The 14,263-nt window shown below is 35.4% G+C and carries 11 protein-coding genes; 9 read left to right on the top strand and 2 right to left on the bottom strand.

Annotated elements, in window-relative coordinates; genetic code table 11:
• The first annotated feature begins 24 nt into the window (after positions 1–24).
• Complete coding sequence (locus BK577_RS22585) at positions 25–1,347, top strand: ABC transporter substrate-binding protein (protein WP_078435011.1); 1,323 nt, start codon at positions 25–27, stop codon at positions 1,345–1,347.
• A 104-nt stretch (positions 1,348–1,451) separates the two neighbouring features.
• On the opposite strand, the gene BK577_RS22580 is transcribed toward BK577_RS22585, so the two are convergent.
• The gene (locus tag BK577_RS22580; protein ID WP_078435010.1) at positions 1,452–2,564 is read right to left on the bottom strand and encodes a type I phosphomannose isomerase catalytic subunit; all 1,113 of its coding nucleotides are present in this window, start codon (positions 2,562–2,564) and stop codon (positions 1,452–1,454) included.
• A 255-nt stretch (positions 2,565–2,819) separates the two neighbouring features.
• On the opposite strand from BK577_RS22580, the gene BK577_RS22575 reads away from it, so the two are divergent.
• The 6 genes from BK577_RS22575 (at position 2,820) to BK577_RS22550 (ending at position 10,752) form a co-directional block, all read left to right on the top strand.
• Positions 2,820–3,761, top strand: coding sequence for a carbohydrate ABC transporter permease (locus BK577_RS22575; RefSeq protein ID WP_078435009.1), 942 nt, complete (start codon positions 2,820–2,822; stop codon positions 3,759–3,761).
• Positions 3,762–3,769: 8 nt separating this feature from the next.
• Positions 3,770–4,606 carry a carbohydrate ABC transporter permease gene (locus tag BK577_RS22570; RefSeq protein ID WP_078435008.1) on the top strand — a complete coding sequence of 279 codons (837 nt, stop codon included), beginning with the start codon at positions 3,770–3,772 and terminating at the stop codon, positions 4,604–4,606.
• Positions 4,607–4,636: 30 nt separating this feature from the next.
• Complete coding sequence (locus BK577_RS22565) at positions 4,637–5,980, top strand: ABC transporter substrate-binding protein (RefSeq protein WP_078435007.1); 1,344 nt, start codon at positions 4,637–4,639, stop codon at positions 5,978–5,980.
• Between the two features lie 93 nt (positions 5,981–6,073).
• On the top strand, positions 6,074–7,201 hold the full coding sequence (locus tag BK577_RS22560; RefSeq protein ID WP_078435006.1) for a glycoside hydrolase family 88/105 protein: 1,128 nt from the start codon (positions 6,074–6,076) through the stop codon (positions 7,199–7,201).
• 208 nt (positions 7,202–7,409) lie between these two features.
• Positions 7,410–9,203 carry a sensor histidine kinase gene (locus BK577_RS22555; protein WP_245823561.1) on the top strand — a complete coding sequence of 598 codons (1,794 nt, stop codon included), beginning with the start codon at positions 7,410–7,412 and terminating at the stop codon, positions 9,201–9,203.
• Entirely contained in the window at positions 9,196–10,752 is a 1,557-nt protein-coding gene (locus tag BK577_RS22550; RefSeq protein WP_078435005.1) for a response regulator, read from the top strand. The genes BK577_RS22555 and BK577_RS22550 overlap by 8 nt, the downstream gene beginning before the upstream one ends.
• A gap of 97 nt (positions 10,753–10,849) precedes the next feature.
• On the opposite strand, the gene BK577_RS22545 is transcribed toward BK577_RS22550, so the two are convergent.
• Positions 10,850–12,259, bottom strand: coding sequence for a sugar porter family MFS transporter (locus tag BK577_RS22545; RefSeq protein ID WP_078435004.1), 1,410 nt, complete (start codon positions 12,257–12,259; stop codon positions 10,850–10,852).
• Positions 12,260–12,679: 420 nt separating this feature from the next.
• On the opposite strand from BK577_RS22545, the gene BK577_RS22540 reads away from it, so the two are divergent.
• Together BK577_RS22540 and BK577_RS22535 are read left to right on the top strand one after the other, a co-directional pair.
• Positions 12,680–13,435, top strand: a complete 756-nt coding sequence (locus BK577_RS22540; RefSeq protein ID WP_078435003.1) for a DeoR/GlpR family DNA-binding transcription regulator — start codon at positions 12,680–12,682, stop codon at positions 13,433–13,435.
• A 29-nt stretch (positions 13,436–13,464) separates the two neighbouring features.
• Positions 13,465–13,854: a tautomerase family protein gene (locus tag BK577_RS22535; protein ID WP_078435002.1), complete on the top strand. Its 390-nt coding sequence runs from the start codon at positions 13,465–13,467 to the stop codon at positions 13,852–13,854.
• Positions 13,855–14,263: the final 409 nt, after the last annotated feature.

The raw sequence follows: 14,263 nt of genomic DNA, 5'->3' as shown, positions 1-14,263 counted from the left end.
CGTAAATATGAAGGAGACAAAGGGATGTATAGGTGGCGCTTATTAATAATTCCTGTTCTAACATTCATGATGTTACTTTTAACAGGTTGTATGGGTGTGGAATCACAATCCGATAATTTAGCTGAACAAAATATGAAAGTGAAAATTACCTTTTGGGATGATAACGCTGGGCCGCAGCGGACACCCATATGGGATGAGTTAATTCAAACGTTTGAACGAGGAAATCCTACAATTGATGTAGAGTATATTGGGCTGCCTAAAGATTATGCAAAGTCAAAGTTTGATGCTGCGATTGCCTCTGATGATATGCCTGATGTTGCCAGTGTTTATACAAGCTGGCTGCCTGAATTTTCACATCGTGAAGCACTATTACCTCTTGATTCCTATTTTGAAAATTGGTCTGAAAAAGACAAAATAAACAAAAAAGCGATTGAATTTAGCAGGAGAATTGTAGAAGATCAAAAGTTATATGGAATTCCATATACTCAAAACTTCGATATCCTTTGGGTCCGTACAGATTTGTTTAAAGAGGCAAAAGTAGAAGCTCCTGAAACTTGGGATGAATTCTTCAGTGCGGTTGAAACACTTACTGATAAATCAAATGAGAGATATGGTTACTCATTACGTGGAGGTGCTGGTGGGGCATTTCAATTACAAAGGATGATGTATGCCTATTCAGGAATTCAGAATTATTTCCAAGATGGTGAAAGCACCATTAATGATTCAAAACATGTTGATTTTTTGGAAAAATATTTTGGTTTGTACCAAAAGTATACCCCTAAAAGTGATATTACGAATGATTATAAAGCCATGTTAGCAAATTTTGATACAGGGGTCGCTGCAATGATTCAGCATAATATAGGTTCCTATGCTGAGCATAGCAAAGCATTAAATCCTAATCAATTTCAGGCTTTTCCGTTGCCGAAGTCAATTAATGGTCAATACGTAGTTGAAGATGGAAATACAATCGGGATAAGCATCTTTAAAGGAACGAAACATCCTGATGAGGCTTGGAAATTTGTTCAGTTCTTAAGTTCAAAAGAAGCGCAACAGCTATGGAATAAAACCGCAGGTCAAATTCCGACTCATGAAGATGTTTTAAAAGAAGATTGGGTAAATGAATTTTCTCAAATTAAGATATCCAGACAAGTTTATGATGATAAAGAGACAATTCTGTATGAACCTCCTTTTTATCTTCCTGAATACCGAACGATTCTCAACACTATTGTAGATCCGGGTATCCAAGAGGTTTTAAGTGGGCAAATGACGGTAGAGGATTTTCTCGATATGTGGGCAAATGCGATGGAAACAGCTCAAAAGCATTACGAGGATGGCTTTGAAAACTAGTTGCTTTTTCATAAAAAGATAAAAAGGTACATACCAAGTCAAGATAGGTATGTACCTTTTTATCCAATTTATATAATTTTCTCATTCCCTTGTTCAGAAAATACCTAATCATTTAAGGAAGGACCAAATAACCTTAAGGCTTTAACAGGTTGATCCGAGTCATTTATAATTGAAAAGCTTGAAACTTGTGCAGGGATAAAAAGTTGGTCACCTTTTTTAACAGCTTGACGATCATCCCCGGTTGTAACAATTGCAGTTCCGGAAAGAATGTATAATCCGGAAAATACTCCATCACCTCGAATGTCGAACTCAGCTGTTACTTCGATAAGCGTCATTCTAAAGCAAGGTGTTTGCTGATATCCAATAAGTTCAGTTTCTTTATGACTCGAAGTTGTATCAAGTACTGTAGGAGCTACTTTCCATTTTCTTAAGGTTTCTTTCCTTGTGTAAGTCTGGTAATTAAAAACATCAAACATTTTCTCGAAACCTAATCCCTGATGAAGTAAGTAATCTTCCAATTGTAAACCAGATGGAGATGTTTTTTCTAAACGAATTGTAAAGTCGGTAGGTTCCTGAATTTCAACTAATAAACAACCTGATCCTATGGCATGGGGAGTGCCTGCTTCGATTAGAAACGTGTCTCCGGGATGGACATCATATTTGTGCATACAATCTAACATACCTTGTATATTTTGTTCTTTAAATAATTTTTTCCAATGTTCTTTTGTCACTTCGGGTTTAAAGCCAAGATATACATATGGAGGTTCGCCATTAATCTCTCTTCCCCCGATAAAATACCAGCATTCTGTTTTTCCGTATGCGGAATCAAATAATTCTTTCGCTTTCTCCTTGTCAGGGTGGGTTTGTATAATTAAACGTTCTGCTGAATCAATCAACTTAACGAGTACACCAGTCTGTTCTCCAAATTTTTCTACATGCTTTTCACCTAAAAATACTCCGGGTTTTTCATCAACAATTTCTTTTAAGGTAACATCCATATTAGATAAAGCCAGTTTATTTAATCCGTCAGTTTCGCGGCCAACCGTTCGACTAGAAACAATGGATATGATCCATTCTTCAGGAAAGTGACTATCCTTTGGATCCTTGCTTCCGTAAAATTCTTCTATTAGTTTTCCTCCTAAATAGGTCCGCCATGAGCGGGCAGGCGATAATTTAACAGGCTTCGATCCATCTACATTTAATACGTTATTATTCAATATCGTACACCCTCCTTAAACAGATTTATAGATATGACTTGTCTTTATTTTAAATGAATGCGCTTTCGTAGATAATAAAAGATTTTAAGACCAATTAGTAAAATTTTAAGATAAGTAGATTGAAAGACGAGTAGGGGAAAAAGGGAAAAATGAATTTTCTAAAATATCTTAAAATTTTAATCAATCATCTTAAAATCTTTAATTACAAAAGAAACCGTTTACATTTACAATTAAACCCAGAAAGGAGGAAACGATATGAGTTATTCTCAAGGATTACCGAAAACAACTATTAACAGTAACAAGGTGGTTCATAAAAAGAAAATAAACAAAGAAAAGTGGATTCCGTATCTTTTTATTTTGCCATCATTCCTCATAATTGTAGGTTTTCTGTTTTATCCGATAGCAACTGTATTTTACTATAGTCTTCAAAACTATGACGTATCTGCACCTTACTACAATGGATTTGCAGGACTGGATAATTTTGTCAAAATTTTTACTCAGGATGAAATGTTTGTTCCAAGTTTACTTAATAGTTTGAAATGGGTTGTATCAGAAGTGGGCCTTCAATTAACGTTTGGGATGATTTTAGCTTTATTACTAAACCAAACCTTTAAATTTAGAGGGCTGGCTCGAGCAGTGGCCTTTATTCCATGGGCAATATCTGGTGTGCTTGCGTCAGTAATGTGGTCGATGATGTTCAATGAGCACATGGGTGTTATCAATGACATGCTAATGAAAATAGGCATAATTAATGAACCGATGGCCTTTCTAGCAAGCACTTCAACAGCTTTTTGGGCAGTGGTCATTGCTGAATTATGGAGGGGGATTCCTTTCTTTGCCATTACTCTATTAGCTTCCTTACAAAGTATTCCAAGCGAATTATATGAGGCAGCAAAAGTGGATGGGGCGAGTAGAAGGAAAACATTTTTCTATGTCACGCTACCACAACTAAAAAACACAATTATCTTAACAACCTTACTAAGGGTCGTTTGGGAGTTTAATAACGTGGATCTCATATTCAATTTAACAGGTGGCGGGCCTGCACACTCCACAACAACGCTTACGATGTATATCGCTGATTTAGCTGTACATGGAAGTAATTTCGGCTATGGCTCAGCATTAACAGTTGTTTCATTTGGGATTCTATTAATCTTTGCCATCCTTTATTTAAAACTATCCAGATATGAGAAGGAGTGATTTGAAGGATGTTATCCAAAAATAAAAAAATAGACAAACTATTAACTCTTTATCTACCTTTGGCGTTAATGCTTAGTTTTACGATGTTTCCAATCTACTGGACAATTAATACTGCCATAAAACCGGAAGGAGATATCATCAAGCGTCCTTTGCAATACTTACCGGCAAATCCTACAGTTGAAAATTTTGTCTATGCCTGGACGAATATTGGCTTTGCAACATTCTTTAAGAACAGTTTAATCGTTGGATTTTTTACTGTTATTATCGTTCTTATCTGTTCTACATTATCTGGTTATGCTCTGTCCAGATATCAATTTAAAGGGAAGAGAAGTTTTATGCTGATGCTGCTATGTACTCAGTTTATCCCGCGAGCAATGATGATCATTCCATTGTTTATCATCTTTAAGAATTTAGGATTAATTAGTCATCCGCTTTCACTGATTATTACGTATACAGCAGTTGAAATTCCATTTACGACGATTCTCATGGCAGGGTTTATTTCAAATGTACCAAAAGAATTGGAAGAAGCAGCTATGATTGATGGTTGTTCAAAGATGCAATCCTTGCGTCATGTTGTTTTTCCATTACTGCTGCCGGGGATTGTAGCAACAGGGGTATTTACATTCATCTATACCTGGAACGAATTTTTACTAGCTTTAATGCTGACCAATCAGCAATCAAAGTTCACACTTCCAGTCGGATTAAGTTCAATGATGGGAGAATTTAATGTTAACTATGGAGCATTAGCAGCTGGTAGTGTCATTGCTTTAATTCCTGCAGTTATATTATTTGCCTATGCACAGAAACATCTTGTCAATGGTATGGGTGGGGCTGTCAAAGGCTAATTATTTATAAAAATCTAAGGGGGTACTATCATGTTAGTAAATAAGAAAAAATGGACGAAATCTTTATTAACCCTTTCAATTGTTTCTGGATTGCTGCTTGCTGGATGCAGTGGCGGTGATGAAACGTCTTCGACTCCAAAATCCGGAGGCAGTTCAGATGAACCTGTAAAGATTACATTCTGGGATGAGAATGCAAGTCCTGAACGGACACCTTTATGGGAAGAAGTCATTAAACAGTTTGAGGAAGCAAATCCGAGCATTGATGTTGAGTATGTCGGTATTCCAAATAAATCGGCTAAATCTAAATATGATGCAGCAATTGCAGCAAATGATACTCCAGACGTTGGATCTGTTCAAACAACATGGCTTCCTGAGTTTGCCATTCGTGAGGCATTACTTCCTATCGATGAGTATTTCGAGGGTTCTGAATTAAAGGATAAAATGAACTCAGGTGCTATCGACTTTAATAAGAAAATTACACAAGATGGAAAACTTTACGGGATTCCATATGCTCAAAACCTTGACACAATCTGGATTCGTACAGACTGGTTTGAAGAAGCAGGGGTAAAAGAACCAGAAACATTTGATGAGTTCTTTACAGCCATTGAAAAAATGACAGATAAAGAGAATGGACGCTATGGATATACAATTCGAGGAGGTGCTGGCGGATCCTTCCAGCTACAGCGTTTAATGTTTGCTTATAGTGGTTTAGATTACTTTAGTGAAGATGGAAAAGTAAATATCAATGATCCTAAACATGTGGAGTTCGTTGAAAAATATCTGTCATATTATGAAAAATTCACACCGAAGAGTGATATCACGAACGGGTATAAGGAAATGATTGCAGGCTTTGATACTGGTGTCGTTGCCATGGTGCACCACAATGTTGGTTCTTATGGTGAGCATAAGAAGTCATTAGAAGAAGGAACATTTAAGACTATTCCACTTCCTAAAACTGAGGATGGAAAATACGTTGCTGAGGGTGGAAACGCTGTCAATGTAGCGATCTTTAAAAATTCAGAAAATCCTGATGCTGCATGGAAATTTGTTGAGTTTGTTAACTCTGTAGAGGCACAAAGCTTGTGGAATGAAGCAACTGGTCAAATCCCAACAAATTCCGAAGTGTTGGATGATGAGTGGGTACAGAATGCCCAGCATATTAAAGTAGCATTTGATGTATATGAAAACCCTGAAACGAAACTTTATGAACCACCGTTCTACTTACCGGATTACCGTTCAATCCTTGATAACATTGTAGACCCTGGAATTCAGCAAGTAATGAGCGGTGAAAAAACAGCTCAGGAATTCCTTGACGAATGGGCAAAAGCAATTGAAGATTCAAAAGCAAAATATGATGAAACGTTTAATAAATAATAAGATGTTACATTACATTCAGTGGGAAATGGAATGGATTGTTTCCACCACTGAATACATTCTTTGATACTTTCGAGAAAAGGAGAATAGATAATGGAAAATACAACAGAAAAAATGGCAATCGGAACTCCTTTGGTGATGGCGGAAAAGGCATGTCAGGCTTTGATGCAAACATTCCGAGCAGAGGAATTGCCCCCTGTTAATCATTTTCATTACCATCAAGGAGTGTTCCTGTATGGTATGTACAGAGTTTATCAAGCTACCGGGAAAAAAGAATATTTTGAGTATATAAAAGCTTATTTTGATCATTTAATTGATGAGTTTGGTAATGTCTGTTTTGCAAGAGATGAGCTTGATTCCACGATGGCGGGAATTTTATTGTTTCCATTATACGAAGAGACAAAAGACCCAAGATATATGATTGCGGCAAAGAGACTAAGAAGTGCTTTAGAAACAATTAACAGAACAAGCGAAAATGGTTTTTGGCATAAAGAAAAATACCCTTATCAAATGTGGTTAGATGGCCTCTTTATGGGTGGACCGTTCATGCTTCTTTATAGCCGGCACTTCCATGAAGAAGAATTAATTCAAACTGTTCTTTTACAAGAAAAGCTGATGAGAAAACATATGACAGATGAGAAAACGGGACTACTTTATCACGCCTGGGATGAGAAAAAGGTTCAGCCATGGGCAAATCCTGAAACAGGTTGTTCACAAGAATTCTGGGGTCGTTCTGTCGGCTGGTATGGCACAGCATTAATTGATTTATTGGAGCTATTAGGAGACAGACAGCGTGGACAGGAGGAATTGATTTCATCGCTTCAAAGCTTTATCCCCGCTATTGTAAAGTTTCAAGATGAAAAAACGGGATTATGGTATCAAATAGTAGATAAAGGTGACCTTGAAGACAACTGGTTAGAATCATCTTGTTCTGCACTATTTATTTACTTTATCGCGAAAGGAATCCAACTTGGCTATGTGGATACCTCTTACCGTAAAGTAGTTGATAAGGGATATAAAGGGTTGTTAAAACACATGGTGGAAGAAAAGGAAGCAGCACTCAACTTAAGCGGGATTTGTATTGGAACTTCAGCTGGAGTGTATGACTATTATGTGGAACGCCCTACATCAGAAAATGATTTGCATGGTATGGGTGCATTTATTTTAGGAAGCATGGCTTATTATGATCTTATTAAGGAATCAGGTAACAACTTAGATTAGTTTAACAATATTGTACGTAATACAAAGACATGAACCTTTTCTTATACTTTTTTTGAGTGTAAGGAAAGGTTTCTATGTATTCTTTAAAGATGTATCAAAAAGTTCTGGAATTTGCGGGAGAATTTTGTTTACCGCTTTCATTTAATCAGTTATTGTTTTTAGTAGGAGAGTTTGTCTTCTATTTTGTTACTACAGGAGAATTTAAAAGATGGTGACGAAGATAAAGAAATTCATTCGAAAGTATTTTCTGTACTCGATTAAATCTACAATAAATACACTCTATTTGTCTATCATTATTATTTTTATATCCGTTTCTGGATGGGTATCCTCTATGCTTGCGACTGCACAAATTGAAGAAAATGCATATAAAAATGTAAATGATACGATCTTCCAGTCAATAAATTATTTAGACTATATGCTTTCGGATGTTTTTCAGCAACTTGTAGCGGTATCGAATGATCCGAGGGTTTTAAACTTAGTCGGAACGAAAGAATCTGACATTAAACCTGAATATTATGTGGAGATTGATAAAAGTTTACAGCTTGTTTATTCCCGGTATAATGTCATCATTGAATCCGTTTTAATTGATCTTAATCAGGGTGAGTTTTTGCTTTACCATAGTGATTATACATCTAATCCCTCTGTTCCATATGATCATTATTTTAACCAATATAAAGGAAATAAAGAGGGGTTTTATTGGAGGAATATCCATCAAGATCAAATTTTTAAGACAAACGATCAGGTTATGTCAGTGTTTAGAGTGATCGAGAATTCAGATAAAGGAATTGTACTTTTTAATCTTCGTGATGATTTTTTTGAACAGGTATTGAACAAATCATTAATCGGTAAAAATGGTTACCTTACCCTGATCAGTCCTGACGGAAAATATGAATCCAAAGATGTGAAAGAGGAATATAAACTTGATCATAAAACGCTTCATTCCCTTCAAAGTATGAAAAAAGAGAGTGGACAGTTCTCCTATGAAAGCGCTGCGGGTGAAGAGATGATTGTGATTTATGATACAATCCAGGCAAATAAATGGAAACTGGCAGCCATAGTCCCTGAAAATGAGATATTAAACAAAGTAAATTACATAAAACATGTGACTGTTTTTTTCATTATCATGATGATTGTCAGTGCAATATTTATCACCAATATTGTAGGAAAATATATTTCAAAACCATTTGAAAAAATGGCTGAACAAATGCGCACAATGAATAACCAAAGCCTTGATTTTTATGATGAAACATCCGGTCCTGAAGAAATGAAAATCCTTCATAACGGTTTTAAAGAATTATTCTTCCGAATTCAAACATTGATGGACCAGATTCGGTTGGACCAGGAGGAAAAGCGGCAATTAGAATTTGCTATTATGCATGCACAAATAAATCCACACTTTCTTTATAATACGCTTTATTCAATAAAAGGGCTCTGTGACATGGGTCTTAATAAGGATGCAAGTCAAATGGTAAGCGCTCTCTCAAGCTTTTTTCGAATCGGAATTAGTAAAGGAAAAGAGATTATCTCCATAAAGGATGAGATCGAGCATATTGAGCATTACTTATTTATTCAGGAAATGCGGTATGGAGATGACTTTACTTACGAAATTAACATTGAACAAGAGATTCTTTCCTATAACATAATCAAACTTTCTCTACAACCGCTTATAGAAAATGCGATATACCATGGTGTAAAACAGAAAAGAGGTCTTGGAAAAATTTCAATAAGAGGATTTGAGAAGGAAGGGTCCATTCACTTAGAGGTGGCTGATAATGGGAATGGGATCGAACAAGATAAATTAATAGAAATAAAGAGAGAACTGGGAGAATCCTTTCAGGAGAAAAGAGGATTTATTGGGATTGGATTAAAAAGTGTAAACGAACGAATTAACATCCACTTTGGAAAAGAATATGGATTAGTTATATCCAGTAAACCTGGTCAGGGAACAGTGGTGAGCATTATGATTCCTAAAACAAAGGGGGAGATTAACGGAGATGTATAAGGTGATTGTTGTTGAAGATGATCGGATTATTCGTCGAGGGATTTGTCAGTCAATCCAGTGGGAGGAGCACGGTTTTACCATCGCGGGTCAAGCAGGAGACGGTGAGGTGGCACTAGAGCTAATTGAGAAAGTCAAGCCGCAGGTCGTCATATCAGATATTAATATGCCTTTTATGAATGGATTGGAAATGGGGAAAAAGATTAAAGAGATTAGTCCGGGAACGAGAATTATTTTTTTAACAGGGTATGAAGATTTTAAATATGCTCACCAAGCGTTAAAACTTAAAGCCTTTGATTACTTATTAAAGCCTGTTGATTCAGAGCTAATGCTTTCCAAAGTACAAGAAGCAGCAGCAGATTGGGAAGATGAAACAAAAAAGGAAATGAGAATGAAAGAATCCCTGCACTATCTTCAACAAAAATTCTTTCAGCAGTTGATAAGAGAAGGCGATCAGCGAATGGATGTGGAGAAAGAATTAGCTGAACTAGGAGTAGAATTGGAAGGACCAAGTTATGCCGCGCTTCTAGTTCATTCTCCAGCAGGTTTTAGTGAAGAATCTAACATAAAGATAGTTGAGATCACCTCATCTCTTTTTTTACAAGGAAACTTTATTGTCATCAATATTGATCCACATGAAAATGCAATTATTTTATCGCTTGATGATGAAGACGACAACCGAAAATGCCAACTGGCACAACAATTATTTGATTCCTTTACTGATCATTCTCCTACAATCACGTTTGGCAGAACATATCCCAATTTATTTGAACTTGGAAAATCATTGATTGAATCTCGTTTAGCGATGGATATGAAACATATAATGGGAACATGCAGGTTTTTTTCATTTGAAGATACTGTTTCAAGTAGAGAACAAACAGAAAATCGCTTAAAAGAACTAGAAATAGAATTAGAAAGTAATATTAAGTTAGGGATACCTGAAAAGGTGAGTAGTACTCTTAAACAATTAAATAAAACAATTGTTGATCAAAAGTCGGTTCCATTAACTGAGTTAAAAATCCTCACACTTAAGTTTAGTACCATGCTATTTTTCGAAGTTGAAAAATGGAGAAAAGAAGTAGGGGAGAGTTTTAATTCATCTGATTTTTATAAAGAGATCATAAAAATGGAAACCCTTTCAGAAATGATGGAGATTTTAAATGGACTTATTTTGCAATGGTGTGAAGAAATGTATAAAAAGCATGATAAAAATCACTTCAGCCATGTTGATCAAGCAATAAAGTATATGAATGAGCATTATCACGATAGTACCTTAACACTTAAAAAGGTAGCGGAATTTATTCATGTTAGTACACCGTATTTGAGCAATTTGTTTAAACTGGAAAAAGGGTTTAATTTTGGGGATTATTTGGTGGAAATCCGGATGAAAAAAGCAATGGAAGAATTGCGAAACCCTGATATCAAAACGTATGAAGTATGTGAAAAAGCTGGCTATAACAACCCTCAATATTTTGGTATTTGTTTTAAAAAATTTACCGGATATACTCCTGCTGAGTATAAAAAACAGTTTAGAAAATTATTGAACAATTAGTATATCTATTTGCATTCTGATTTAGTCCGTAAATGGAGAATACTAATCATAATCTTTTAAATAAAAAGGCGCTTTGAATAAAGCGCCTTCATTTTATTCATTTAGCTATTTTGTCTAACGGCTCATCTGTAGGATAATTCTTACCATAATTACGGAAGTACTCCTCCAATTGCTCAAGAGACAGACCTTTAGTTTCCGGTAAGAATTTAACGACAAATGTCATAGCAATAATTCCGAGTCCAACGAAAACAAAGAATGTAGTTGATAGACCTACTGATGCTAAAAGCATTGGGAATAATAAACCTATTAAGAAATTAACAATCCATAAACAGAATACACTAACACCCATACCAAGGCCTCTTAAACGAGTGGGGAATATTTCTGACAACATTAACCAGGTAACTGGTGAGATAGCACCTTGCTGGAAAGCAAGAAATAAAACTGTTAACGAAAGAACAACATACGGAAGAGCAGCGGTTCCTTCAAGTGTAATTGAGAGTATACCAATAAGAAGAAGGGCTGATGTTGTGCCTAATAAACCTGTTAAAAGCATTGGTCTGCGACCTACTTTTCCGAGCAGCCAAATTCCGACGAAAGTAGCGAGTACAGAAATAAGACCATTTGCAATGTTACCAATTAGTGCTGCACCTGTATCAAAGCCGGCGTCTTTCAGAATCTCAGTCCCATAATACATAATAGAGTTAACACCTGTAACTTGTTGAACAACTGCAATACCAATTCCGATGAAAAGAATACGTCGTACCCAAGGAACAGCCATGTCTTTCATCGTTGCTTTATTAGTTTGAGCCTCTTTTTCGAAGATTGATTTAATTTCATTTAGTTCTGATTTTGCTTGCTTTTCTGCTCTGATTTTATTTAAAACTTGTAGAGCTTCAGTATTTTTTTGCCTAGAAACGAGCCAACGGGGACTTTCTGGAAGCTTAAGCATTCCAAAGAATAAAAAGATCGCAGGAAGTGCGGCAATAATTAACATATAACGCCATACATGATCATGGTGGCCCATTGTGTTACCTAGAATAGCATTAATAACAAAAGCTAAGAGTTGACCGGATACAATCATTAGTTCGTTTTGGGTAACCATTCTTCCTCTACTCTCCGCTGGAGACATTTCTGCTAGATAACTAGGTACTGTTACTGATGCTCCTCCAACTGCTAATCCAAGTAGGAAGCGAAAGAACACCATAGCCGTTACATTTGGTGCCAACGTACATCCAACTGTAGCGACAAAGAAAATAACAGCTAATAAAAGGATATTGTTCCGGCGTCCACTGTAATCTGATAATCTACCACCGAAAACTGCACCAAGAGCTGCACCAAAAAGCAATGAGCTTGCAACAAGCCCTTCAGTAAATGACGTAAGGCCAAGTGCTTCAGACATAAATGGTAAGGCGCCATTGATTACACCAGTGTCGTAACCGAATAGTAGCCCACCAAATGTTGATACAAAGATGACTTTAAATAGAAAAGACTTTTGGGATTGTTCCATATAAATTCTCTCCTTTGCAACATGTTGGTAATATGTTGATTATATTTTGGTAATTTATTCTGGTTTGATCATAATATTAAAAGCGCTTTCAGTCAATGAGAATTTTTGAGAAACTTCATAAGTTTGTATCTTTTTATTAAAACGAACCTTTATAAACTAAGGGTTCAGTACATTTTAAAAATAGAAAATTATAGAAACTTGCATTTTTATTACTCTTTCACCTTGTGAATTTTTAAAAAGATGTAGTGTGGATGGGTAAGTTTTTGATTTATTATGATTATTTTTTGGTTAAGTGTTGAAAAAATAGTTAGAAACATTTATAGTTGATTTAAGAGAGATGAAATGGTTTACATGAATCATTTAGTGTTAATGGCATAATCATTACGACAGCACTGCCAAATGAGAACAAGAGGGATTGTCATGATAAAAACGGAAAGAATTGAACAAATTCAAGATTATATTTTTCAGCAACAAACAGTTTCTTTAGATGAACTTGTCGAGGTATTTGAAGTTTCAAAGAACACAATAAGAAGAGATATCCAGCAATTAGTGGAAAGAGGCAAGATTAAAAAGGTTTATGGGGGAGTAGCGGTTAATCATGCAACTCTTAAATCATTTAATGAAAGACAGACAAAGAATCAGTTAGAAAAGATATCTATTGCTAAAGCTGCAGCTGATTTAATTCAGGATGGAGACATTATTTATGTTGATTCAGGAACAACAACACTTGAAATGGTGGAGTTTATAAAAGATAAACAAGTGACAATTATTACAAATAATTTAGATTTTATTTTCAATTCTTTTCCATATGAGAATTTAAATGTCATCTCAACCGGTGGTGTCTTTGATCGTAAGACTAAGTCATTTGTTAGCTTGAAAAATATGGATCTTTTAAGATCCTACAACATTAATAAAGCTTTTATGGCGTCCACTGGAATTACACTAGAGAATGGGGTCACACATTCATCTCCACATGAAAGTGAAATTAAGCAAGCTGTTGTTCAAAAAAGTGCTGAAATTTACTTACTTGTTGATCATATTAAATTTGGTCGATATGCTTTAATGACGTATTGTGATCTCGAAGATGTTGATTGTATTATTACAAACAAATCTCCGGGAGAAGAGTATCAGCTTTTTACAAAGAAACATGGTATTGAATTAATCATTTCACGATAAAAGAAATTATTTAAGGGGGATTTAGATTTATGCCATTATTACGTTTTGATTTAGTAGAAGGTCGAGATGAAGAAACATTAAGAACGTTGCTTGATACAGCTCATCAAGCGATGGTGGATGCCTTTCAAGTGCCTCAACGTGATCGTTATCAAATTGTTCATCAGCATGCTCCAAATGAATTGATCATTCAAGATACAGGGTTAGGGTTTACAAGAACAAAGGACTTGGTTCTTATAAGTGTTGTAAGTAAAAAACGTACAACAAGTCAGAAAGAAAAGTTATATGCGTTATTAGCTGATAGACTGAAAACAGAGTGTGGTGTTTCACCTGAAGATCTTATGGTATCTATTACAGAAAATAGTGATGCGGATTGGAGCTTTGGACTAGGGGAAGCACAATTTTTAACAGGTAAGCTTTAAGTATCCATCGGATTCAGCGGGAGTAATCCCGGACCTTTGAGATAGACCTGTTCCGGGATAGTATCGAAACTTATTAAATTTCAAACAAAACTTGAAAGCGCTTTATGTAAGTGGTACTATTAAATTATAAATTTAGTATTTCTAACACAACAAGAATATTGAAACCTGATAAAACATATAAATGAAATCGATTGCAGTGATAAGCTTGTCTTATGAAAATATTGAAGGACTAAAAAGTTCAAGAAAGGTAAAAATTCAATCACAAAAACGCTTGAATATGACCTTTTTGGAACAATAAGTGAAATAAACTAGGTACCCTAGGTGATTTTTCCATTGTTTTATAGTAATAAATGAAATCGATTTCAGTGAGAGTGGGATATAAATAAAAAATATTCATAAAAACATCATT

This window comes from Metabacillus halosaccharovorans (genome assembly GCF_002019635.1).
In the GTDB taxonomy this organism is placed as follows: Bacteria; Bacillota; Bacilli; order Bacillales; family Bacillaceae; genus Metabacillus; species Metabacillus halosaccharovorans.
The sequence above is the reverse complement of the archived record's forward strand: the minus strand, read 5'-3'. Positions and strand labels throughout refer to the sequence as shown.